Annotated in this window: 24 protein-coding genes; 13 read left to right on the top strand and 11 right to left on the bottom strand. The window is 63.4% G+C overall.

Going from position 1 to position 22131, the window contains the following annotated elements; all coding sequences use genetic code 11:
* Positions 1 to 168 precede the first annotated feature (168 nt).
* Positions 169 to 1584 (top strand): MFS transporter, encoded by a 1416-nt coding sequence (locus QM609_RS21725; RefSeq protein WP_007727299.1) that lies wholly within the window; start codon positions 169 to 171, stop codon positions 1582 to 1584.
* Here the strand turns inward: QM609_RS21725 and QM609_RS21720 are convergent.
* Entirely contained in the window at positions 1581 to 2477 is an 897-nt protein-coding gene (locus QM609_RS21720) for a LysR substrate-binding domain-containing protein (RefSeq protein WP_030535055.1), read from the bottom strand. The genes QM609_RS21725 and QM609_RS21720 overlap by 4 nt on opposite strands.
* An 83-nt stretch (positions 2478 to 2560) precedes the next feature.
* Here QM609_RS21720 and QM609_RS21715 point away from each other — a divergent pair, with 83 nt between their 5' ends.
* Both QM609_RS21715 and QM609_RS21710 read left to right on the top strand, forming a co-directional pair.
* Positions 2561 to 3475, top strand: a complete 915-nt coding sequence (locus QM609_RS21715; RefSeq protein WP_283337437.1) for a CoA transferase subunit A — start codon at positions 2561 to 2563, stop codon at positions 3473 to 3475.
* A complete protein-coding gene (locus tag QM609_RS21710; RefSeq protein ID WP_050654880.1) occupies positions 3472 to 4257 on the top strand; it encodes a CoA-transferase subunit beta in 786 nt (261 codons plus the stop codon). The genes QM609_RS21715 and QM609_RS21710 overlap by 4 nt, the downstream gene beginning before the upstream one ends.
* Here the strand turns inward: QM609_RS21710 and QM609_RS21705 are convergent.
* Together QM609_RS21705 and QM609_RS21700 are read right to left on the bottom strand one after the other, a co-directional pair.
* Entirely contained in the window at positions 4238 to 5419 is a 1182-nt protein-coding gene (locus tag QM609_RS21705) for an aminotransferase-like domain-containing protein (RefSeq protein WP_050654879.1), read from the bottom strand. The genes QM609_RS21710 and QM609_RS21705 overlap by 20 nt on opposite strands.
* Before the next feature lie 181 nt (positions 5420 to 5600).
* The gene (locus QM609_RS21700; protein ID WP_003940987.1) at positions 5601 to 7004 is read right to left on the bottom strand and encodes an NAD(P)H-quinone dehydrogenase; all 1404 of its coding nucleotides are present in this window, start codon (positions 7002 to 7004) and stop codon (positions 5601 to 5603) included.
* Positions 7005 to 7158: 154 nt separating this feature from the next.
* Here QM609_RS21700 and QM609_RS21695 point away from each other — a divergent pair, with 154 nt between their 5' ends.
* Entirely contained in the window at positions 7159 to 7629 is a 471-nt protein-coding gene (locus QM609_RS21695; protein ID WP_003940753.1) for a gamma-glutamylcyclotransferase family protein, read from the top strand.
* Between the two features lie 13 nt (positions 7630 to 7642).
* Here QM609_RS21695 and QM609_RS21690 read toward each other — a convergent pair whose 3' ends face one another.
* Genes QM609_RS21690 through QM609_RS21675 form a run of 4 tightly spaced genes read right to left on the bottom strand, consistent with a single transcriptional unit; the run spans position 7643 to position 11791 of the window.
* Positions 7643 to 8719 (bottom strand): hypothetical protein, encoded by a 1077-nt coding sequence (locus QM609_RS21690; RefSeq protein ID WP_030535059.1) that lies wholly within the window; start codon positions 8717 to 8719, stop codon positions 7643 to 7645.
* Between the two features lie 55 nt (positions 8720 to 8774).
* A complete protein-coding gene (locus QM609_RS21685; protein ID WP_003940741.1) occupies positions 8775 to 9923 on the bottom strand; it encodes a M20 family metallopeptidase in 1149 nt (382 codons plus the stop codon).
* Positions 9920 to 11080: a M20 family metallopeptidase gene (locus QM609_RS21680; protein WP_050654878.1), complete on the bottom strand. Its 1161-nt coding sequence runs from the start codon at positions 11078 to 11080 to the stop codon at positions 9920 to 9922. Before QM609_RS21680 ends, QM609_RS21685 begins: the two co-directional genes overlap by 4 nt.
* A gap of 12 nt (positions 11081 to 11092) precedes the next feature.
* On the bottom strand, positions 11093 to 11791 hold the full coding sequence (locus QM609_RS21675) for an enoyl-CoA hydratase-related protein (protein ID WP_003940710.1): 699 nt from the start codon (positions 11789 to 11791) through the stop codon (positions 11093 to 11095).
* A 67-nt stretch (positions 11792 to 11858) separates the two neighbouring features.
* Between QM609_RS21675 and QM609_RS21670 the strand changes: the two genes are divergently transcribed.
* Both QM609_RS21670 and QM609_RS21665 read left to right on the top strand, forming a co-directional pair.
* Positions 11859 to 12656, top strand: coding sequence for a purine-nucleoside phosphorylase (locus tag QM609_RS21670; RefSeq protein WP_283337433.1), 798 nt, complete (start codon positions 11859 to 11861; stop codon positions 12654 to 12656).
* A complete protein-coding gene (locus tag QM609_RS21665) occupies positions 12653 to 14245 on the top strand; it encodes a phospho-sugar mutase (RefSeq protein WP_050654877.1) in 1593 nt (530 codons plus the stop codon). Before QM609_RS21670 ends, QM609_RS21665 begins: the two co-directional genes overlap by 4 nt.
* On the opposite strand, the gene upp is transcribed toward QM609_RS21665, so the two are convergent.
* Positions 14242 to 14865: a uracil phosphoribosyltransferase gene (gene upp / locus QM609_RS21660; protein WP_007727319.1), complete on the bottom strand. Its 624-nt coding sequence runs from the start codon at positions 14863 to 14865 to the stop codon at positions 14242 to 14244. The two genes, QM609_RS21665 and upp, sit on opposite strands and share 4 nt — an antisense overlap.
* A gap of 81 nt (positions 14866 to 14946) precedes the next feature.
* Between upp and QM609_RS21655 the strand changes: the two genes are divergently transcribed.
* From QM609_RS21655 to QM609_RS21635, 5 genes are read left to right on the top strand one after another with little or no spacing between them, the layout of a single operon-like run.
* Complete coding sequence (locus QM609_RS21655; protein ID WP_050654876.1) at positions 14947 to 15261, top strand: type VII secretion target; 315 nt, start codon at positions 14947 to 14949, stop codon at positions 15259 to 15261.
* Positions 15258 to 16268 carry a C40 family peptidase gene (locus QM609_RS21650; protein WP_050654875.1) on the top strand — a complete coding sequence of 337 codons (1011 nt, stop codon included), beginning with the start codon at positions 15258 to 15260 and terminating at the stop codon, positions 16266 to 16268. The genes QM609_RS21655 and QM609_RS21650 overlap by 4 nt, the downstream gene beginning before the upstream one ends.
* A 9-nt stretch (positions 16269 to 16277) precedes the next feature.
* Positions 16278 to 16619, top strand: a complete 342-nt coding sequence (locus tag QM609_RS21645; protein WP_050654874.1) for a hypothetical protein — start codon at positions 16278 to 16280, stop codon at positions 16617 to 16619.
* Positions 16616 to 16915 (top strand): YbaB/EbfC family nucleoid-associated protein, encoded by a 300-nt coding sequence (locus tag QM609_RS21640; RefSeq protein WP_007727324.1) that lies wholly within the window; start codon positions 16616 to 16618, stop codon positions 16913 to 16915. The genes QM609_RS21645 and QM609_RS21640 overlap by 4 nt, the downstream gene beginning before the upstream one ends.
* 47 nt (positions 16916 to 16962) lie before the next feature.
* Positions 16963 to 18201 carry a SatS C-terminal domain-containing protein gene (locus QM609_RS21635; RefSeq protein WP_050654873.1) on the top strand — a complete coding sequence of 413 codons (1239 nt, stop codon included), beginning with the start codon at positions 16963 to 16965 and terminating at the stop codon, positions 18199 to 18201.
* Positions 18202 to 18216: 15 nt separating this feature from the next.
* Here QM609_RS21635 and QM609_RS21630 read toward each other — a convergent pair whose 3' ends face one another.
* Genes QM609_RS21630 through QM609_RS21620 form a run of 3 tightly spaced genes read right to left on the bottom strand, consistent with a single transcriptional unit; the run spans position 18217 to position 21004 of the window.
* Complete coding sequence (locus tag QM609_RS21630) at positions 18217 to 19302, bottom strand: adenosine deaminase (protein WP_050654872.1); 1086 nt, start codon at positions 19300 to 19302, stop codon at positions 18217 to 18219.
* A gap of 9 nt (positions 19303 to 19311) precedes the next feature.
* Complete coding sequence (locus tag QM609_RS21625; protein ID WP_050654871.1) at positions 19312 to 20607, bottom strand: thymidine phosphorylase; 1296 nt, start codon at positions 20605 to 20607, stop codon at positions 19312 to 19314.
* On the bottom strand, positions 20600 to 21004 hold the full coding sequence (locus QM609_RS21620) for a cytidine deaminase (RefSeq protein ID WP_042449639.1): 405 nt from the start codon (positions 21002 to 21004) through the stop codon (positions 20600 to 20602). Before QM609_RS21620 ends, QM609_RS21625 begins: the two co-directional genes overlap by 8 nt.
* Positions 21005 to 21257: 253 nt before the next feature.
* Here QM609_RS21620 and sdhC point away from each other — a divergent pair, with 253 nt between their 5' ends.
* Together sdhC and QM609_RS21610 are read left to right on the top strand one after the other, a co-directional pair.
* Complete coding sequence (gene sdhC, locus QM609_RS21615) at positions 21258 to 21662, top strand: succinate dehydrogenase, cytochrome b556 subunit (protein ID WP_020969155.1); 405 nt, start codon at positions 21258 to 21260, stop codon at positions 21660 to 21662.
* A gap of 1 nt (position 21663) precedes the next feature.
* Positions 21664 to 22119, top strand: a complete 456-nt coding sequence (locus QM609_RS21610; protein ID WP_003940699.1) for a succinate dehydrogenase hydrophobic membrane anchor subunit — start codon at positions 21664 to 21666, stop codon at positions 22117 to 22119.
* The last annotated feature ends 12 nt before the right edge of the window (positions 22120 to 22131 follow it).

The raw sequence follows: 22131 nt of genomic DNA, 5'->3' as shown, positions 1-22131 counted from the left end.
CCCCGATCCTTCCATACCGGAAGAGCTGATCATGGTCGCCTATTGATACTCCTGAGGTATCAATAGGCGACCAAGTTGGTATTGGACGTGACCTACACCACTCTGCGAATCTCATTCAGGCACGCCACGTTTCGGCGCCGCGAATGTTGCAGAGAAAGGTCGCCACGCATGAGTTCACCCACTCGCAGTTCCGAGGAGATCAACGCCAAGGCGCGAAGAGCCGGTATCGCTTCGTTCATCGGAACCACTATCGAGTGGTACGACTTCTACATCTACGGCACTGCCGCTGCCCTGGTATTCGGCGACATCTTCTTCTCCGACACTCTCCCGAACGGAGTCGGAACTCTCCTCGCCTTCATCACGCTCTGGGCAGGCTTCCTCGCCAGGCCGATCGGCGGGATCATCTTCGGACACCTCGGCGACCGGATCGGACGCAAGAACACTCTCGTCATCACCTTGATGATGATGGGTGTCGCCACGGTCGGCATCGGACTCCTCCCCACCTACGCACAGGTCGGGATCTGGGCGCCGATCGGTCTGGTCACCCTTCGCGTCATCCAAGGAGTCGCGGTCGGTGGCGAGTGGGGCGGCGCAGTGCTCATTGCCAGCGAAAATGCACCGAAGGGCAAGAGCATCCTCTACTCCGCGTTCGCCCAACAGGGCTCACCCGCCGGAAATCTGTTGGCCACCATCGCGTTCTTCCTTCTGTCCTCGATGCCGACGCCGTCGTTCCTCCTGTACGGATGGCGCATCCCGTTCATCATCTCGGCGGTGCTGGTCATTCTCGGGATGATCATTCGCCTCAAACTCGAAGAGTCGGACGAGATGAAGGCCGTTCTCGCACGCAAGAAGGTCGTCAAGCTTCCGCTCGCCGAAGTCTTGCGCAAGCATTGGGTACTGGTTCTCCTCGGCGCCGGCGCACTTCCCCTCGCCCAGGTCACCTATTTCAAGAACACCTTCGCATTGTCCTGGGCTACAAAAGAACTCGGATACGATCGAGGAACCTTCCTGGCCGCCATCGCGATCGCGCTCGTCGTGCAGTTCATCGTCCAACCTTTCGGTGCCGTCCTGGTCTCCAAGATCGACATGCGAAAAGCCATGTGCCTGATGGTGATACCGGAGTTCGTCCTCATGCCCGCCATGTTCTTCGCGATCCGAACCGGGAACTTCACCATCGCAGTCGTCGCGATGTGTCTGGCCACGATCCCGCACTCGATGTTCTACGGCGCCATCGCCGGCGTTCTCGCTCGGGCCTTCCCCGCCAACATCCGTTATACCGGTCTGTCGACGGCGTACCAATTGTGTTCCCTTGTCGTCGGCGGCGGAACTCCCGTACTGGCGCAGTGGATGCTCAACACGTCAGGCAATATCGTCGGGGTCGCGATCGTATCCGGGCTGTACGCCCTTGTCTCGCTGATCTGCACCCTGCTCCTGCTCCGACGTACCGGCTACAACGCGGGCGAACTCTCGACGGCCGAACAAGCGGACTACGACGAACTCGAACTCGAAAACACTCTTGTCGATACTGCGAACTCACCGAAGTCCGAAGCGGGTGAGATTCCTACCGGTCGGGCAACCGTCTAGGCCAGGGACGGCAGCGCCTGCTCGGACAATTTCAACACTTCGAGAAGAGCAGGTCTGTCGTCTCCCTCTCGCCAGGCGATACGCAGTTGAAGAGGAGGAGGTGGGTCCATGACCGGAACAAAGACAACATCAGGATTCACGATGCTCTGGGCCACCGAGGAAATGGTCAACGAGCATCCGATTTCCGCGGACACCAGCGCGATCAACGACATCGAATCCGGTGCCGTCTGCACGATGCGAGCCAGGAACCCTGCGTTCTTCGAGGCAGTGAGCAGAGACTCCCGCAGAATCGAACCTGGCTCCGCCGGAAGCGTCACCCAATTCTCGGACTCCAATTCGATCAACCGAACCGAGTCCCTCGACGCCAACGGGTGGTCTTTGGACATGGCCACCAGAAAGTTCTCCTCGGCGATCAATCTCGACGTGATCCCGAGCGGCGGTACGGTCCACCGCACCATCCCGATGTCGAGTCGTCGATCGAGCAGCATCAACAACGCCTCGTTCGCGAAAGCAGAACTGTCGAGCACGAATTCGATACCGGGATTGGTCTTTCTCACCAATTTCGCCCACCGCCCGACGAGCAGATGCGAAGAAGTCCCCGCGAAACCCAGGCGAACGCGACCTGTCGTTCCCTTGCCTGCCGCAGACACCGCGATCTCGGCCATCCGGCACGCGTCCAGAATCTCGCGCGCCGGAAGCAGCAGCGCTTCACCGGCAGCAGTGAGCCGCACAGTTCGAGTGCTCCGATCGAACAACGGCGAACCGAGCTGTTTCTCGAATTGCCTGATCGTTCGACTCAGCGGCGGTTGCGCAATCCGAAGCCGCTGCGCCGCACGGCCGAAATGTAGCTCCTCAGCCACCGCGAGAAATGCGTTGATCTGATGAATTTCCACCCGACATTGTTGCGCCACACCGTCCGAACATGTCAAGTTCCGAAACCGACCGAGTGCGCGAAAGAACAAGAAGAGGTACACACGTGGACAAGACCCTCTCGATGAAAGAGGCCGTCGGCCGATACGTCGAAGACGGGATGACCGTTGCGCTGGAGGGATTTTCGCATCTCATTCCTTTTGCCGCGGCACACGAGATCATCCGGCAGGGCAGAAAGGACCTCACGCTCTGCCGGATGACGCCGGACATCGTTTCCGATCAACTCGTCGCCGCCGGCTGCGTCCGAAAGCTGGTTGCCTCGTTCTTCGCCAGCGGCTCCGCAGATTCTCTGTACGAGTTACGCAGACGCATCGAGAACCAGGACCCGCTCCCCCTCGAAGTCGAGGAATACAGCCATTACGGCATGGTGTGCCGGTATCAGGCGGGAGCGGCCAGACTTCCCTTCTTCCCGCTGCGGTCGTACGCCGGTAGTGATCTACCCGCACTCAACCCACAACTGAGACTCGTCGAGGATCCGTACGGAGGCGGGAGCGTCTACGTTGTGCCGCCGTTGAATCCGGATGTGACGATCATCGGCGCACAGCGAGCGGACACGTCCGGGAACGCACAGATCTGGGGCATCGCCGGGGTGCAGCAAGAAGCCGTTTACGCCGCGAAGAAGGCGATCGTCGTTGTGGAAGAGCTTGTCGACGACGAGGTCATCAGGTCAGATCCGAGCCGAACTCTGATTCCCTCGCACGCCGTCGACGCGGTTGTCGTCTGCCCGCGCGGCGCGCACCCGTCGTACGCACAGGGATACTACGACCGCGATTGCGGCTTCTACCGACGCTGGACCGAGATTTCCAAAGACCCTTCGTTGCTGAGAAATTGGCTCGACGAATGGGTGTACACACTCGGCGATCACGACGAATATCTCGCCAAGCTCGGAGCCGACTACTGGTCGGATCTCGAGGTCGGACCAAAACTCTCCACACCAGTCGACTACGGGAGCAGACTGTGACCACCACGATTGTCAGCGGCAACACCACCTCCACCGAAACGATCGTCGCCGTCGCGGCACGCGAGTTGGCGGGTAAGCGCCGGGTCTTCGCCGGAGTCGGGCTCCCCACGCTCGCAGTCGATCTCGCGCGCCACACGTCGAATCCGGACGTAGAACTGATCTACGAATCCGGAGTGTGCGGCGCGCATCCGTCGGCGATGGCCGAAGGTATCGCCGACTCCGTCGTGGTCTCCGGCGCCGAATCCGTGCTCAGTATGGCCGCACTCTTCGGTTATGTCCTGCAAGGTGGCAACGTCGACGTCGGTTTTCTCGGGGCCGCTCAAATCGATCGAACGGGAAGCCTGAACACAAGTTTCATCGGTGACTGGAAGAACCCGACGGTCAGACTGCCCGGAGCAGGCGGGGCCGTCGAGATCATCGCGAACGCGGCCGAGATCTTCGTCGTGATGCGTCGCCACGACCTCAGTTCCTTTCCGGCCGCGCTCGACTTCTGCACCTCACCCAGCCCCGCCCGCGCCCACGCCAGCGGAAAGGGCATCATGCCGGCAGGTGCAGGAGTGACAAAGGTGTTCACCAACCTCGGTGTCCTGACACACCAGGGCCCCGGCGGCGAGTTGGAGCTGACCAGTGTCCACGAAGGCATCTCGGTCCATCAGGTGCGAGAGGCGACGGGATGGGATCTGGCCGTCGCCGACCACGTCACCGTCACCACCCCGCCGTCCGGTACGGAGATCGATCTGCTCCGCAACACTATCGACAAAGTCAGGCTGTACCTGCGGTGACACTGTCCCGGAGCCTGCCGACGGCGTCGACCAGCACCGCTTCGGGATACGTCGCGAAACACAGTCGAGCGCTTCGACCAAGGTCCGCTTCGACCGCGAAGGCCGAACCTGGGACAAATGCCACGCCATGCGCGAGCGCGGCACCCAGGAGTTCGGTGGTGTCGACGTCGTCGAGGAAATCCATCCAACAGAACATCCCGCCGCGGACCTCGGAAAAGCGTGCACGCCCACTCAATTCCGCCTCGGCGGCCGTGACCAACGCCTTCGCCCTCGCGCCGTACCCCGCTCGAAGCACGTCGAGATGCGCGTCGAACCATTCGACGTCGGAGAAGAGGTCTGCGGCGATCTGCTGTGTGAGCGAAGACCCGCACAGGTCAGCGCCTTGCTTGATCAGTTCGACCGCCTCGCAGACCTTTCGGTCGCCGTGCAGCCAGCCGACGCGCAGCGCCGGTGCCAACACTTTGGAAGCACTGGACAGCCGAATCACCCTGTCCGACAACGCCGCCAGCGGTGCGGGCGGTTTCTCGCCGAAGTACAGTTCGCCGTACGGGTCGTCCTCGAGAACCCAGAACCCGTATCGGTCCGCCAGTGCCGCCAAGTGCGCTCGCCGCTGCGCCGAAAGCACCGCGCCGCGCGGGTTGTGGAAATTGCTCACGGTGTGAACAACTTTGGGCCGAAGACCGGCGTCGAGTTTCGCTTCGAGCGCGTCGGTGTCCATTCCGTCCTCGTCGAGCTGGACGGGAACGAGACGGGCCTGCGCCGTTCGAAAGACCTGCAGCGCACCGGTATATGCCGGTTCCTCCACGACCACGACGTCACCGGCGTCGAGGAGGACCTGCGCGAGCAAGCTCAAACCTTGCTGAGAACCGTGGGTGATCACGACTTCGGACACGTCGAGTGTCCGCTTGATCTTGGATGATTCGCGCTCGGCGATCACCTCACGGAGGCGCAGCAGGCCGGAGGTCTCGCCGTACTGAACGGACGAGGGGTCACCGAGTGCGTCGTGGGCTGCCTTCGAGATTCGCTCCCGCGGAATGAAATCGGGATCGGGCAGTCCGCCGGCCAAGCTGATGACGTCGGGCCGGGCAGTCAGGGTGAGCAGATCGCGAATTGCAGAACTACGGAGTCCGTCCATGCGAGCGGACAGCGCGGCGTGTGTCATATGAAGCTCCCAGGCACGCAGAATGAAGGTCAGAGGAAAAACACCCTGAGCCGTCCTGGGTCAACGGGGCGGGAGAGCGCCGAGATACCGACCCTTGATTCGGTCGGTATCTCGACTATCCCACCAATACTTCAGTATGTGAAACAGAGTTCCCACATTGTAAGAAGACTCTGGTCGGTTGTCAGTCCAGGTCGTCGTGACGCATGAGCTGACGAGCAGCCTCGGTGATCGATCCGGTCAGCGACGGGTACACCGAGAACGTCTGCGCCAGGTCGTTGACCGTCAGGTTGTTCTGTACGGCGATCGCGATCGGCAGGATCAATTCCGAAGCAGTGGGTGCGACCACAACACCGCCGATGACCACGCCGGTAGCCGGGCGGCAGAAAATCTTCACGAATCCGCGACGCAAACCGGACATCTTGGCGCGCGGGTTGGTGTTGAGCGGCAACATGACGGTGCGCGCAGGCACCTCTCCGTTGTCGATCGCTGCCTGCGAAACACCCACCGTTGCAATTTCGGGGCGTGTGAAGACGGCCGACGCGACGGTCTTCAACTTGATCGGGCTGACGCCTTCACCCAGTGCGTGGTACATCGCGATACGTCCCTGCATCGCAGCCACCGACGCGAGCGGGAGCAGTCCGGTGCAGTCACCGGCAGCGTAGATACCGGAAACCGTGGTGCGCGAGACCCGGTCGACACGCAGGTATCCACCCTTGTCCAACTCGATGCCGACCCGCTCCAGGCCGAGACCGTTGGTGTTGGGGACGGAACCGACGGTCATCAGAGCGTGGCTTCCTTCGACCGTGCGGCCGTCGGAGAGCTTGACGACGATGCCCTTCTCGGTGCGCTCGACGGCGTCCGCGCGGGCGTGCTTGACGAGGGTGACACCTCGCTCGGCGAGGGCGTCCTCGAGCACGAGCGCCGCATCGGCATCCTCGCCGGGCAGAACACGGTCGCGACTGGACACGAGCGTGACCTTGACGCCCATCTCGGTGTACGCGGAGACGAACTCGGCACCGGTGACACCGGAACCGACCACGACCAGGTGCTCGGGAAGCTCGTCCAAGTCGTAGAGCTGGCGCCACGTCATGATTCGCTCACCGTCGGGCTCGGCTCCCGGGATGATGCGGGGGCTGGCGCCGGTGGCGATCAACACGACGTCTGCGTCGATGGTCTTCTGCTCGCCGCTTCCGAGCGTCGCGCGAACCTGGTGTGCTGCCATGCCGAGGAGTGGATCGGTCAGTTCGGCGGTGCCGGAGAGAACCTCGACGCCTACCGTCTGCAACCGTGCGCGAATGTCCGAGGACTGGGACAACGCGAGACTCTTGACTCGGGAGTGGATCTTCGGCAGTGACACCGAAGCCTGCTCCGGATCCAGAGTGATGCCGAGGTCGGATGCACGACGCATGTCGGTGCGGATTCCGGTGGACGCGATGAACGTCTTCGACGGGACACAGTCGAACAGCACACACGCACCGCCGACGCCGTCCGAATCGACCAGGGTGACCGTGGCCCCGTGCTGCGCGGCTACCAGTGCCGCCTCGTAGCCGGCGGGTCCGCCACCGATGATCACGATCCGGGTCATGTGTCCTCCAAGTCCTCGCGTGGCCGGCAGGGGTCTCCCGTCGACCAGTGTCACGCTATTCGAGCACCACGTGTCGCGCAGTGCTTGTACCAGATTACTTGCGTCCGGTGGTCCGCTTCGCCACACCCTCGGACCACGGTTTAGGCTTGCGCCCGTGTCGATTTATGCCGCCTACGGTTCCAACATGCATCCCGAGCAGATGTTGTTGCGCTGCCCACACTCCCCCATGTCCGGGACAGGGTGGCTGCGAGGCTGGCGCCTGACCTTCAGCGGCGAGGACCTCGGCTGGGAGGGTGCTCTCGCCACCGTGGTCGAAGATCCCGATTCCAGTGTTTTCGTGGTGCTCTACGACGTCCCGGAAGAGGACGAAGTGAGTCTGGACCGCTGGGAAGGTGCCGAACTGGGTCTGCACCGCAAGATCCGCGTGCGGGTCGACACCGCCGGCGACGCGGTACTTGCGTGGCTCTACGTCATGGATGCGTACGAAGGCGGGCTGCCGTCGGCCCGCTACATCGGTGTGATGGCCGACGCTGCCGAGATTGCCGGAGCGCCGGCCGAGTACGTACGAGAGTTGCGGACGAGAAACAGCCGCAATGTCGGTCCGGGTAACGGTGTTACCGATTAGATAGCTGTCCTGCTCAAAGCAGCAGGAAATACGCGAGCACTGCCAGTGCTGCGAGCACCACCACAACCGTCACGCCGATGAGCACACGCTTGGAACCGCGCGACTCCGATTCGCCTGCGACAACTGCAGTTTCCGGCTCGGCGGTCGCCACCCCGGCAGCGGTTTCTGCCGCCACCTTCTCGCGTCCCAGGGTGTCGAACACCTCGGTCACGTCGTGTGAAGGCGGCAATCCGATCGGCACGATAGTGTGCGACGTCGAGGTGAATCCGGCAGCCAGAATTGCGGCTCCCAGCGCAGCCGACTGCTCAGGTCCGGGACCGAGTTCACATCTGACACCGAGCTTTTCGGCAATCCCGGCCGCTATGGACATCATGGCCGCTTTGTCTGTCGCCGGTTCGCCGTCACCGGTGACGACTACGGCGTCCAGGTTCTCCGGCATCCAACCGAACGCACCCAGAGCCGTCGCGAGGCGTGAACTCGGCGAACTCCCGTCGCCGGCAAAGCCGAATGCACGGCCGGCCGCGACACCAGAACGCACGAGGGTGACCGCTGCCCCGGTGTCGTCCACGTGATAGATGCCGATGAGCGTGCCGGCGAGTGCCGCGATTTCCGACTCGAACCACGCCGACACGGCCTCGGCATCCGAGACGAGTGTGACCCGTTCGAGGCCCGCGTAGACCAGCGAATCCTGCATGAGGGCCGCTGTCGACGAGTCCCAGCGTGACGGGTAGGTCGCGACGATGTCGGGCGCTCCCCCGCTTCGACCACCACGATCGGGCAGCGGCTCGCATTCCTGCAACAGACAGCGAATCGAGGTCGCCACCAAATCCTCGGCGCGGTAACGAGTATCGGCAGTTCCCGCGACGCCACTCGGGTCCCCGACGCGACCGACAAAGCCCGACCAGCTCTCGGCGAACTCACGGCCGGCACCCAGTTGCTCGGTGCCACCGAGCACCGTCGTTCCGTCCTTGCGTTGATTGAGGATCGTGTCCCGAACCAATACCACCGGATCGGCCGAACCCGGATCGTTCGACGCAACGACAGCCGTCGACACCAATGTGCCGATTCGCACTCCCACACCTATGGACATGCCCGTACCTTCACTCGAACGACACGAAAAACGGTACCCCCGACGGGAACCGGAACTATCCCAGAACCAGGCTCGTCAGAACCTTCACACCGACGCCGAGTGCTCGCTCGTCGAGATCGAAAGTGGGTTGGTGGATGTCGAGCTGATCGCCTTCACCCGACCACACGCCGAGCCGCGCCATGGCCCCCGGCACCGTTTCGAGGTACCACGAAAAGTCTTCGCCACCACCGGATTGCGGGGTGTCCGCCAAAGCATCTTGTCCGACGGTCGCGATGGCGTCCTCGAACATCCGAGTGGACACCTCGTCGTTGACGACCGGAGGCACTCCGCGACGATAGTTGAGTTGGTAGCGAACTCCGGTGGGTGCGAGCAGTCCGTGGACGATTTCTTCCACGAGCGGTTCGAGCAACTCCCAGGTGTCGTGATCGCCGGTACGTACCGTGCCCGTCATCATGCCGGTCTGCGGAATCGCGTTGGGCGCCTGACCTGCGCTGACCGCGCCCCACACCATGACGGTTCCGGTACGCGGATCGATACGACGGCTGAGCATTCCCGGCAGCCCGGTCACGACGGTGCCGAGCGCGTAGATCAGATCCGTGGTCAAATGCGGCCGCGACGTGTGCCCACCCGGAGAGTCGAGGACGACCTCGATCGTGTCGGCAGCAGAGGTGATCGCACCCAGGCGCATTCCGACCTGGCCTGCCTCGAGTCGCGGATCGCAGTGCAGAGCAAAGATTCTGGACACACCGTCGAGCGCGCCCGCGGCGATGACGTCGAGTGCTCCGCCAGGCATGACTTCCTCGGCGGGCTGGAATATCAGCCGAACCCCGACGGGAAGTTCGGGCAGCGTGGCCAGAGCCAGTCCGGCGCCGAGCAAGATGGTGGTGTGGGCGTCGTGCCCGCATGCATGGGACACACCGGGGACCGTGGACGAGTACGTCGCCCCGGTCGCCTCCTGCATCGGCAAAGCGTCCATGTCGGCGCGCAGTGCGATTCGTGGACCCTCCGGTCCGATATCGCACGTGAGACCGGTGCCACCGGGAAGGATCTTCGGCGACAATCCAGCGGCAGTGAGGCGGGTGGCGACGAATTCGGTGGTCGCGTATTCGCGGCGAGCCAACTCCGGGTTGGCATGGATGTGTCGACGCCACGCGACGAGGTCGTCGGTGTGCGCGTGAATCCACGTGTCGATTGCCGCGTTCACCGGCGATCTACCCCTTCCAACAGACGGGCGCGTTGTTCTGGATCGGACGCTACCCGGACAGCAGTGCGGGCCAACGCAATTGCACCGTCGACTACCGCTCGATCTGCGGAGGTGGTGATACACGCAGCCGCGAACTCCGGCTGATGTGTCACTGCCCCCGATGAATCCAAGCCTATGACCGGGTGAATTCCCGGAATCACATTGGTCACATTACCCATATCCGTGCTACCCAGTGGACGGGAGCGCTCCCATTCCGCTGCCAGTGGCACCCGCCCGAGATCGACGATCTGTTCACGGTACGCCGCCGCCAGCCACGGATCGGGGGTCAACTCGGTGTAAGTAGGCGATACCGTGCGGATTTCGTGGGTGCACCCGGTGCCGAGTGCACCCGAGGCGAAGCACGCGTCGGCACGCTCGGACAGATTGGCCAACGACGCGGCCGTTTCGGCACGCAGGTAGTAGAGCAATTCGGACCGAGCCGGAACGATGTTGGGAGCCGTGCCGCCGTCACTGACGATTCCGTGAATCTGCTGACCTGGCTGCAGGTGCTGACGCAACAGTCCGACCGCCACCTGAGCGAGAGTCGCTGCGTCGGCGGCGTTACGCCCGAATTCCGGCGCAGCAGACGCATGCGCCTCGCGACCGTGATAGCTCACGGCGATGTCCGCCAAGGCCAGCGAGGTCGCACCGATGATGTCGATCGGCCCTGGATGAACCATCATGGCCGCGCCGACGCCGTCGAATGCACCACGCTCGAGCATCAGAACTTTGCCGCCACCGGTTTCCTCCGCGGGAGTACCGATCACTCGGACGGTGATCCCCAGTTCGTCGGCCACGGTAGCCAACGCGATGCCGGCCCCGACCGCGGCGGCGGCAATAATGTTGTGCCCACAGGCATGACCGATCTCGGGCAGCGCGTCGTACTCGGCGCAGATCGCGATGACCAACTCTCCGCTGCCGTAGGTGGCATCGAAAGCCGTCGGCAGATCGACGATCCCGCGAGTGACCGCGAAACCGTGCTGCGCCAGCAGGTCCGACACTTTGGCAGCGCTGCGGAACTCCTCGAAGGCGAGTTCCGGGTCGCTGTGAATCGAATGCGACAGCGCAATCAGATCGGCCTCTACGGACCTGACTGCGCTGTCGACATTCTGGTTCACGCGATCATTGTCTCACCCGAAGGAGAAGTTGCTCTTGTCAGTCACCTGAGCGAGGTCTGCAAGAGCATCGCGGTGGATGCCTGCCTTGATTCCCGCCAAGTTCTTGCCGTGAGTCGACGTCAGTGCCGACGCCTTGGCCACAGCAGCGGCGAGTACTCCGTCGCCGTCGACCGTTTCCTGCACGATGCCGGCAGCGAGTGCGTCGGCGCCGCCGAAGCGACGCCCCGTCGTCATGGCATCGACTGCCGTCTGCTTGGGCAGACGACTGTTCAGCAGTGCAGACATCCCGACAGTGAACGGCATGTTCAGTCCCACCTCGGGCAGGCAGTAGAAGCCGCGGTCCGCGCGCATGATCTGGAAATCGTGCGAGGACGCGAGCATGGCGCCGGCGCCGAACGCGTGCCCCTGCACGGCCGCGACCGTGGCCATCGGGAAGGTCAGCAAACGGCTGTAGATGGTGTGGACCTTGTCCAGGTAGCCGGGGAGACCGTCGAGATTGCCGAAGATCCACGTCGTGTCCAGGCCGTTCGTGTAGAACTTGCCCGTCGCCGTCGTCACCAGGGCTGCGGGCCCCTCGTGCGCTTCGACCTCGTCCAACTTGCTGTGAACAGCGTCGATCCACTCAGGGCCGAAGCGGTTCTCGTTGTCCGTTTCGCCCTCGTTGCCGAGGTACAGGATGAATACGTCGCCGTCGCGTTCGAGATAAGGCATGGATGGGAGAGTAACGCCCGCCAACTCACCCGGCGAACCGACCCGACTCCTCAGTAGGGTTGCTCACATGGGAACGATCGCCGAGGCCGCCGCCGCTGCTCTGTCCGCCATGACTGGCTCTTCGTCACCGTCAGTCGCCATCGTGCTCGGGTCGGGGTGGACCGATGCCGCAGACGTGTTCGGCGACGCCGGTGCGGACGTGACAGCCGAAGTCTCGATGGCGGATCTTCCTGGCTTCGCCCCACCGTCCGCTCTCGGCCATGCGGGCACCATTCGTTCGGTGCGCGTCGGAAACACCGAAGTCCTGCTGCTGCTCGGGCGCGCGCACGCATACGAGGGCCACGATCTCGGTACCGTCGTCCACCCGGTCCGGACAGCCATTGCTGCCGGTGCCCAAACGGTCATCCTCACCAATGCGGCCGGCGGTATTGCTGAAAACTACACAGTCGGTCAACCGGTGCTGATCAGTGACCACCTGAACCTGACGGCCCGCTCTCCCCTCGTCGGCGCAGAGTTCGTCGACCTGGTCGACGCCTACTCGCCGGAACTGCGTGCGCTGGCTCGCTCGATCGACCCGGACCTTGCCGAGGGTGTTTACGCCGGGCTTCCCGGTCCGCACTACGAGACTCCAGGCGAGATTCGAATGCTTCGTACACTCGGCGCCGATCTGGTCGGCATGTCGACAGTTCACGAGACCATCGCGGCTCGCGCGCTCGGCGCTCGCGTTCTCGGCATCTCCATGGTCACCAATCTGGCCGCCGGAATCACGGGCGCCCCGCTCGACCATCAGGAAGTGCTGGCGGCAGGCAAAGCCTCGGCGGCCCGGATGGGAGTGCTGCTGCGTCAACTGGTCGAGCAGCTGTGACACCACTGAACGTCACCGAGTGGATCGACGCCGATCCGGACCCGGTTACCCGCGCAGAATTAGCCGCCCTTTCCGAACATGAACTGACCGAACGCTTTTCCGCACCACTGACGTTCGGCACTGCTGGGCTTCGCGGGCCGGTGCGCGGTGGACCCAACGGCATGAACCTCGCGGTCGTCATCCGGACCACCGCCGGTCTGGCGGCCTGGCTGACAGCTCGCTGCCAGGGCGGGTCCCGCGTTGTGGTCGGCCGCGACGCCCGGCTCGGTTCAGAGGCATTTGCTCTCGCCGCCGCCGAGGTCATGGCAGCGGCCGGGTTCGAGGTGACCCTGCTCCCCCGCCCACTGCCGACACCGCTGGTGGCGTTCGCGGTGCGCAGGCTCGGGGCAGCGGCAGGTATCCAGATCACCGCCTCCCACAATCCTGCCGCCGACAACGGTTACAAGGTGTATCTCTCGGGCGGAGCGCAACTCGTCTCCCCCGCCGATCGTGAAATCGAGAGCGAGATCGCCCGCATCGGTGGTGCCGCCGACGTCGCGCGGGCATCGGTGATTCCGGCCGACGATTCTCTGGTCGAGGAGTACATCGCCCGCATCGCGACCCTCCCGCACGGCGACGCCCGCTCGATCCGGATTGCGCTCACGGCAATGCACGGCGTCGGCGGCGAGACTGCGACCGCGGCTCTGCGAGCAGCAGGATTCGAGGACCTGCACGTCGTGGCGGAGCAGTTCGATCCCGACCCCACGTTTCCGACCGTCGAGTTCCCCAATCCCGAAGAGCCCGGCGCCGCAGACCGCCTGCTCGCCCTTGCCCGAAGTGTCGACGCGGATCTGGCGATCGCACTCGACCCGGATGCCGACCGCTGCGCCGTCGGAGTTCGCGACGGTGATCAGTGGCGCATGTTGCGCGGCGACGAAACCGGGGTGCTCCTGGCCGACCACGTACTGAGCACGGCGCCCGAAGATTCGTTGGTGGCGACGACGATCGTCTCCTCGACCCTGCTCTCGAAGTTGGCGAGAGCCCGCGGAGCCAGGTTTGCGCAGACACTCACCGGTTTCAAGTGGCTCACGCGTGCCGGCGACGGACTCGTCTACGCCTACGAGGAAGCGATCGGGCACTGCGTCGATCCGGATGTGGTGCGGGACAAGGACGGAATCTCGGCTGCCGTGCTGGTGGCCGACTTGGCTGCCACCCTCGCGGTCAGCAACAGAACCCTGCTGGACGTTCTGGGCGACTATGCCGTCGAATTCGGACTGCATCGTGGGGACCAAGTATCCCGCCGCGTCGAGGATTCGAGCGACATCGCCGAAATGATGAAACGACTACGCGCCGATCCGCCAAGCCAACTCGCGGGCGAGCCGGTCACCGTCGAGGACTTGGCCGAGGTTCGCGGTGGTATGCGCACGGACGCAGTGATATTCGACGGACCGTCGATCCGCGTGGTGGTGCGACCGTCCGGCACCGAGCCCAAGCTCAAGTGTTATCTCGAAGTTGTCGTCCCGGTGGCGAACCGCGACGACCTCGCGAACGCAGTAGAGCAGGCGAAGGCCCGGCTGGCCGAACTCCGAACCTTCGCCCTTTCGCTCTAGCGGGGTCCGAACTGCCGATCGCCGGCGTCACCGAGACCGGGGACGATGAAAGCGTTCTCGTCGAGTCCGTCATCGATGCTCGCGATGACCAGACGAACCGGGTGGCCGGACGCTGCCAGCGCGTCGACGCCGGCCGGAGCGGCCACGACGCACACTGCCGTGACGTCGGTCGCGCCACGCGCAACCAGCAAGTCGATGGTGTGCACCATCGAACCACCGGTGGCGAGCATCGGATCGAGCACGAACACCGGGATACCGGACAGATCCGCCGGCAGGGATTCGAGGTACGGAACCGGCTGATGAGTCTCTTCGTCACGTGCCATTCCGACAAAGCCGACGCCGGCCGACGGAATCAGCGCACTCGCCTGTTCGACCATGCCCAGACCGGCCCGCAGCACCGGTACCAACAACGGCGGCTTCGCGAGCCGGATGCCCGTCGTCGCTGCTACCGGGGTGTCGACCGGAAATTCCTCGACCTCCGCGTCACGCATGGCCTCGTAGACCAGCATGTGCGTGAGCCTGCGAAGTGCGGAACGAAAAGTTGCGTTCTCACTGCGTGCATCACGCATTGTCGTCAAGAGGGCCGCCGCGAGCGGATGGTCGACTACGTGCGTTTGCATGACCATCAGAATAGTTCCTCGGGAACCGGAGCACCCCGCGCGGCGTCCAAGAAGGAGTAAGCGCAACGGGGGGAAGACAAGTTGACAAATCTGGATCTGGACACTGAAAGCATCGCGGAGTTCGCCAGGCGGTTGGGCACTGTTGCCGACAACGTCGCGCAAGCTCGACAGGACGCAGCGGGTGGCGATCACATGGCTCTGTCCGCTGTGCTCGGGCTGATCGGCGGCGACTTCGTCGATGTCGCGAGCCGAGCACAGCAAGCGCACATCGACGACATCGATCGACTGTCCGCTGTGATCTCCAGCGTCCAGTCAGCCACCCGCGACGCTCACGCCGTCTATCTCGACTCCGAGGAATCGGTACGAAGGACTCTCGCTGAAGCCGCACGCTCATGATCGACGTCGACGCACTCGCACGACCGATCATCGACCTGGTCGACACTGTCGGGACTGGTGTCCCCAGCGCAAGTGGACCCGACGTCGGCATCCGAATCGCCACGGACGCCCTCGAGATCGCCTACCAACTGGGAAGCGCGGCACTGAGCGAACTGGCGTCCTCTCAGAGTTCGTCGACTGCCCTCACTGCTGCGGTGACCAAAACCGAGCAGACGCAGACGTCGACGCGAAACCTCGCCGATCGTGGGACCGACATCGCCGGCGTCGTGGACGAAGCGACAACGTCCGTGTACGCGGGAATGACCGAACTCGGTGAGATTCTCCAGTCCTTTCTGACACTCGCGATCAAGGCCGGGCCGACGCTGATGACACCGACGGGCCAATTGATGTTGTTGTCGGCCGCGTTGGAGCACCTCGGACGCGCGGTATCGGTGATCGAGCGGGTACGCGGTGAGCTGGCCGGGTCGACCGACAAGATGTCCGCACTCGTCCCGTCCGTCCCGATACCCGATCCCGCACCTGGGGTCTCCGAGTCGGCGGGTGGTTCCGGTTCCGCAAGTGGTTCCGGTTCCGCAAGTGGTTCCGGTTCCGCAAGTGGTTCCGGTTCCGTCGGTGGCGTTGAGGTCGAACTTCCCGACGGCTCGATTGCCACCGCACCGAACGCCGAGGCCGCTGCTGCCGTACGCAACGCGCTCACTCAACAGGGTGTCCCGTACGCCTGGGGAGGCACGACACCCGGAGTCGGTCTGGACTGCAGTGGTCTGACGCAATGGGCGTACGGCCAGGCCGGAGTCGATATTCCGAGGTTGGCTCAGGAACAGGGAATCGGGAACCAGGTCGATCAGAACAATCTGATGCCGGGCGACCTCGCGGTCTGGGACGGACACGTCGCCATGGTGATCGGCAACGGTCAGATGGTCGAAGCCGGCGATCCTGTCGAGATCAGCGCCATCCGAACCACGAACAGCGGCATGGGCTTTCACGGCTTCTACCGTCCGACGGAATGACAGGGAATCATGCCCGAGAACAAGCGCGAATCACCGCCGATCATCACAGCCGTAGCCGTCAACCGCAACGGAACCATCGCGGTCCGCGCCACGGAGCACGCCGTGCCCGTGGACCTGAGGATCAGCCAGGACGAACTGCGGTACGGCGGGCAGCGGTTGGCACAGCAGATACTCACGCTGTGCTCACATGCAGCAATCGAAGCCGGCGCCCGCCATCGTGTGGAGCTCGAGGAGACCGGAGTCCCGGCAGCGATCCTCGATCGGCTCGGTCTCCCGACCCGAGACGAACTGGCCGATGTCGACGCCGCCGAGGGCCAGAACCTTCCGTCGAGCTGGATGCGTTCGATATGAGCGAGATTGATCGAATCATGGAGCTGGCGAAACACCGGACGGGACTCTTGCAGGACGCCGTCGACGGGGTCGGCGCTCTTCGGGTAGTCGTCTCGAGCGAGGGTGGGATAGTCACGGCGACTGTCGACGGGCTGGGCGCTCTGGTCGACCTACGGATCACCGACGCAATCACCGCGATGAATTCTCAGACGGTGGCCGCATTGACGGTGGCCACGATTCACCAGGCAGTTCAACAGTCCAACGACGAACGCGAGCGACTGGTCAGTGAGCTCCGAGTAGCCCTGAAACAAACGTGACGAACCCCCGCTATGCCTTTCGCGCTGCGGTGGATAGGCTTCCGCCCATGGCTGGAGACATCGTCCCTATCGAAATCGGACTCACCGACGGAGACCTCGTCACTTTGTGGGCACCTCGCTGGCGCGAGGGCGACGACGAGTGGGAAGCGTTTCTCGGCCATGAGGAAGACCTCTACGGGTTCTCCTCCGTCGCGGAACTCGCGGCCTTCATCCGAACGGACTCCGACAACGACCTGGTCGAGCATCCGGCGTGGGCCGTCGTCTCCGGACTGTCGGCAGCCGAGTTGGAACCGGAAGAGAACTTCACGTTCGATTTCGTCGGCGTGCCGGAACTGGCCGCAGGTGACCCTGAGGCACTGGCGGTCTCGGAACTCGAAGACACCCTGAACATGGCTCGCAACATCGGTGAGGTGTGCGAACTCGACGCGGTCATCCGCTTCTTCAGCGGCCATCCGGTACTCGGCGCGCTTGCCACCGGCGCCGGCACCTTCGAAGGCCGCGAAGGCCTGGAGTTGTGGGACCAGGTCGGCGCTGCGATCGTCAAGGACTGGGACGCCGTTCTCGACGCCATCGACAAGGTGGTCACCTCCCCGAAGGTCGATGCAGCCGCCGTCGCGGTCGCCGAAGCTGAACTGCTCGCTGCCGCCGAGAACACCGTCGACGCCGACGATGTCGCCGAGGAGGGCGAGGACGAGGAATTCGACGAAGACGACCTCGAAGAGGACGAAGACGAAGTCGAGACCTTCTGGGGCGAGGTCGGTGTCGACCCGATCCGCATCATCACCTCGGCCGAGACGTTCTACACTCTGCGCTGCTACATGGGAGATCAGGCGATCTTCCTCGGCAAGGACGGACTGATCACCGTCTTCCGTAGCGAGCGCGCACTCGCTCGCTACCTCGCCGACAACCACGAACACGATCTCTCGCAGGTCAGTACGTACGGCGAAATTCAGAATGCGGCCGTCGACGGTTCACTCGAAATCGAGGTCACGGACGAGAACGTCTACGTTCTGCCCGGTATCGCCGACGACCTCGCCCAGGGCCCGGACGTCGTAGATGCCGAGCAGCTGGAACTCGCAGTCGAATTGTTCACCGATGCAGCAGATTTCGCCGACGACGACTCCACCGAGGAGGCTCTGTCCGCGTCGAACGAGCTGGGTTGGTACGTCTCGTACCTCCTCAACCCCGATCCGTCGCGGATGGCTCCGAGTGCGCCGTTCACCAAGGAATCCGAGGCCTGGCGCGAACTCGAACGCGAGTTCGAGACCCGGCTTCGATCTGAGTAGTCGGGCGCACGTCATCTAGCCGATGAGCACGGCGTAGCCCGGCTTGATGACGTCGTCGATCAACGCGAGGCGCTCGTCGAACGGGATGAAGGCCGACTTCATCGCGTTGATGGTGAAGCGTTCGAGATCGGTCCATCCGTAACCGAAGGTCTCGACCAACGCGGCCATTTCCCGGCTCATGGTGGTGTCGCTCATCAGCCTGTTGTCAGTGTTGACGGTCACTCGGAAGCGCAAGTCCGCCAAGAGTCCGAACGGATGGTCCGCCAGGGCGGCTACGGCCCCGGTCTGCACGTTCGAACTCGGGCACAGTTCCAGGGGAATGCGCATGTCACGGACGTAATTCGCGAGCCGACCCAACTCTGCCCCACCTTGCACTCCTACGTCGATGTCGTCCACGATCCGCACGCCGTGGCCCAACCGATCCGCTCCGCAGAAGGCGATGGCTTCGTGGATCGACGGCAACCCGAAAGCCTCACCCGCGTGAATCGTGAAGTGAGCGTTCGCATCACGCATGTACTCGAAAGCATCGAGGTGCCGGCTCGGTGGGTTACCGGCCTCGGCACCGGCGATGTCGAACCCGACAACCCCGCGGTCCCGGAATCGCACCGCGAGTTCGGCGATCTCCCGCGACCGCGCGGCATGCCTCATCGCCGTGAGAAGACAGCCGATGCGGATCTCCCGTCCCGCGACCCTGGCAGCGGATTCGCCGGCCCGGAAACCTTCGAGAACGTGCTCGACGACCTCGTCCAAACTCAGGCCTTGTTCCAGGTGCTGCTCGGGCGCAAAACGGACCTCGGCATAGACGACGTTGTCGTCGGCCAGATCCTCGGCACACTCACGTGCCACCCGTGCAAGCCCTTCGGGGGTCTGCATCACGGCGACTGTGTGCGCGAACGTTTCGAGGTAGAGCTCGAGCGATCCACTGTCAGCGGCAGTTCGGAACCATTGCGCCAGTTCGGATGCCGTATTCGCCGGCAGCTCGTCGTAGCCACATTGCTCGGCCAGTTCGAGAACGGTCTCGGGTCGGAGTCCTCCGTCGAGATGATCGTGGAGAAGAACTTTGGGTGCGCTGCGGATCGTGGTCAACTCCGGTGCGTTCATTCGCCAACGCTAACGCGAATCACCCACAATTCGCTCGATGAGCAACGGTCGCGAAACGGTGTCGGAATCGGTCCCGATCGACCATCCACCGCCGAGGCTTCGTCGCGCTGCATCAAATCTCTCGGGAGTGTCGGTGTGCAGTGTCATCAGCTTCTGCCCGGCACGGACCACGTCGCCAGGCTTTGCATGCATCTCGATGCCGGCACCGGCCTGAACGGCTTCGCCCTGCCGTTCGCGTCCGGCTCCCAGTTTCCAGGCCGCGATGCCCACCGCCATGGCGTCGAGTCGGGTCAGTACGCCGTCTCGGTCCGCGGTGACGACGTCGCTGTGCCGAGCTGTCGGCAGCGTCGCGTGTGGGTCCCCACCTTGGGCGGCGATCATCGCGCGCCACCGGTCCATGGCTGTGCCGTCGGACAGTTTGTCGGCGGGGTCGATACCGTCGATCCCAGCCGCTGACAGCATCTCCCGAGCCAGGACCAGGGTCAGCTCGACGACGTCCGACGGCCCGCCGCCTGCCAGCACCTCGACGGATTCACGTACCTCGAGGGCGTTGCCTGCCGTCAATCCGAGCGGGGTGTCCATCCCGGTGATGAGAGCGCTTGTACGCACGCCGGCGTCGTTGCCAAGCTCGACCATCGTGCGTGCCAACTCTCGCGCGTCGCCGAGGTCCTTCATGAACGCTCCGGAACCGACCTTGACGTCGAGCACCAGGGCGCCGGTTCCCTCGGCAATCTTCTTGCTCATGATCGAACTTGCGATCAGCGGAATGGATTCCACCGTTCCGGTCACGTCGCGCAGCGCGTAGAGCTTCTTGTCCGCGGGGGCCAGATTCGCTCCGGCAGCGCAGATCACCGCGCCGATTTTCGGGTCCGAGAGAATGTCGACCATCTCCGTCGCCGTGAGCTCGGCTCGCCAACCTGGAATGGCCTCGAGCTTGTCGAGAGTTCCACCGGTGTGGCCGAGTCCGCGGCCCGACAACTGCGGGACTGCAAGACCACAGGCAGCGACGAGGGGTGCAAGCGGAAGGGTGATCTTGTCCCCCACTCCACCGGTCGAATGCTTGTCGACGGTGGGCAGCGGCAAGTCCGAAAAGTCCATCCTCCCGCCGGATTCGATCATCGCCTCGGTCCATCGGCCGGTCTCTGCTCGCGACATTCCTCGGAAATAGATCGCCATCGCGAGCGCCGACATCTGCTCGTCGCCGACGACCCCCTCAGTGAACGCCTGAACTATCCAGTCGATCTCGGTTCCCGACAGCTCGCGGCCGTCACGCTTGGCGCCGATGATGGAAACTGCGTCAAACATGGCGGAGCCCCTCTGCTTGTTCCGGCCCGAAAGCATCAGGCAACAGCTCGCTCAGCGGCTTGAACCCACTGCTCGTGTCGACAAGCATCTCACCCCCGCCGTGCTCGAGAAGAAGCTGTCTGCACCGGCCGCATGGCATCAGAATCGAGCCCTTCGCATCGCAGCACGTGAAGGCAATCAGCCGCCCGCCCCCGGTGGCGGCCAAGTTACCGACGAGTCCACATTCGGCACACAGGCTCAAACCGTATGAGACATTTTCCACATTGCATCCTGAGACGATCCGACCATCGTCTACCAGGGCAGCTGCACCCACTGCATAGCCCGAGTACGGTGCATAAGCCTGCCGCATGACCACTTGCGCGTTGTGCCGCAACAACTTCCAGTCGATGTCACCCATGGTTCGTTATCCAATCACGCCGACTGAATGGATGCAGAAACCACGCCGAAACCGTCTCGGCGAGATTGGAAAGGCAAACCTTACAAAGAGTTTGGTACGCGTACGAATCCCGCATCTGATTAGTTCCCGGTTTCACATAGGTTTAGAGTCTGAGTCAAGTCGGTTCAGGATCCCGTCGAGCCCGGGCTGAGGTACATCGAAGCTCTCTGCAGGCTCGACGCGTCCACCAATGACGTTGGAGGCACAGCACTCGATGAGTACTACGACTGAAGCCGCTCCTCAGAAGGAGCGCACGAGGTCGCTTTACCGGGGCGACCCCGGAATGTGGTCCTGGGTTCTACACCGGATCACAGGCGTCGCTACTTTCTTCTTCCTATTCGTACACGTTCTCGATACGGCACTCGTTCGGGTCAATCCCGATACGTACGACGCCGTCATCGACACGTACAAGAACCCCCTCGTCGGCCTCATGGAGATCGGCCTCGTCGGCGTAGTCCTCTACCACGCCCTCAACGGCGTGCGCGTGATGTTGGTGGACTTCTGGTCGAAGGGCCCGAAGTACCAGCGCGTCATGCTCTGGACCATTCTGACGATCTGGTTCCTGGTGATGATCCCAGGCGCCGGACGCATCCTCATCAACATGTTTGCGGAGCACTGACATGGCGACTACTCACGGACCCGAAGCCAAGAGCCTGGGCACCTCATACGACCGTCCCGCAAGCCTGGACAACCCGCGGTCCCCGCGCGCGAAGGCTCGGAACAACTTCGAGTTGTACGCATGGCTCTTCATGCGCTTCTCCGGCGTCGCCCTGATCGTTCTGGTCCTGGGCCACATGTTCATCATGCTGATGCTCGACGGTGGCGTTCACCGTTTGAACTTCGCGTTCGTCGCAGGTCGCTGGTCCAGCCCGTTCTGGCAGTTCTGGGATCTGACGATGTTGTGGCTGGCACAGCTGCACGGCGGTAACGGTCTGCGCACGGTCATCGCGGACTACTCCCGCAAGGACTCCACGCGCTTCTGGCTGACCACGATCCTCGTTCTCTCGATGATCCTGATCATGGGCCTGGGCACGTACGTCATCTTCACCTTCGACCCCAATATCTCGGCGAGCTAGGGGAGCACAGAC

Origin of the sequence: Rhodococcus sp. IEGM 1302 (assembly GCF_030056935.1) — a bacterium.
GTDB classification, from domain to species: domain Bacteria; phylum Actinomycetota; class Actinomycetes; order Mycobacteriales; family Mycobacteriaceae; genus Rhodococcus_F; species Rhodococcus_F qingshengii.
Note: the sequence above shows the minus strand (reverse complement) of the source record. Positions and strands in the feature narration are given on the sequence as shown.

Bases quoted from the DNA above. Each gene is read 5' to 3' on its own strand.
- QM609_RS21725 (WP_007727299.1), top strand. From the start codon at position 169: ATGAGTTCACCCACTCGCAGTTCCGAGGAGATCAACGCCAAGGCGCGA.
- QM609_RS21705 (WP_050654879.1), bottom strand. From the start codon at position 5,419: ATGACACACGCCGCGCTGTCCGCTCGCATGGACGGACTCCGTAGTTCT.
- QM609_RS21700 (WP_003940987.1), bottom strand. From the start codon at position 7,004: ATGACCCGGATCGTGATCATCGGTGGCGGACCCGCCGGCTACGAGGCG.
- QM609_RS21690 (WP_030535059.1), bottom strand. From the start codon at position 8,719: ATGTCCATAGGTGTGGGAGTGCGAATCGGCACATTGGTGTCGACGGCT.
- QM609_RS21675 (WP_003940710.1), bottom strand. From the start codon at position 11,791: ATGCCTTATCTCGAACGCGACGGCGACGTATTCATCCTGTACCTCGGC.
- QM609_RS21670 (WP_283337433.1), top strand. From the start codon at position 11,859: ATGGGAACGATCGCCGAGGCCGCCGCCGCTGCTCTGTCCGCCATGACT.
- upp (WP_007727319.1), bottom strand. From the start codon at position 14,865: ATGCAAACGCACGTAGTCGACCATCCGCTCGCGGCGGCCCTCTTGACG.
- QM609_RS21650 (WP_050654875.1), top strand. From the start codon at position 15,258: ATGATCGACGTCGACGCACTCGCACGACCGATCATCGACCTGGTCGAC.
- QM609_RS21645 (WP_050654874.1), top strand. From the start codon at position 16,278: ATGCCCGAGAACAAGCGCGAATCACCGCCGATCATCACAGCCGTAGCC.
- QM609_RS21640 (WP_007727324.1), top strand. From the start codon at position 16,616: ATGAGCGAGATTGATCGAATCATGGAGCTGGCGAAACACCGGACGGGA.
- QM609_RS21635 (WP_050654873.1), top strand. From the start codon at position 16,963: ATGGCTGGAGACATCGTCCCTATCGAAATCGGACTCACCGACGGAGAC.
- QM609_RS21630 (WP_050654872.1), bottom strand. From the start codon at position 19,302: ATGAACGCACCGGAGTTGACCACGATCCGCAGCGCACCCAAAGTTCTT.
- QM609_RS21625 (WP_050654871.1), bottom strand. From the start codon at position 20,607: ATGTTTGACGCAGTTTCCATCATCGGCGCCAAGCGTGACGGCCGCGAG.
- QM609_RS21620 (WP_042449639.1), bottom strand. From the start codon at position 21,004: ATGGGTGACATCGACTGGAAGTTGTTGCGGCACAACGCGCAAGTGGTC.
- sdhC (WP_020969155.1), top strand. From the start codon at position 21,258: ATGAGTACTACGACTGAAGCCGCTCCTCAGAAGGAGCGCACGAGGTCG.
- QM609_RS21610 (WP_003940699.1), top strand. From the start codon at position 21,664: ATGGCGACTACTCACGGACCCGAAGCCAAGAGCCTGGGCACCTCATAC.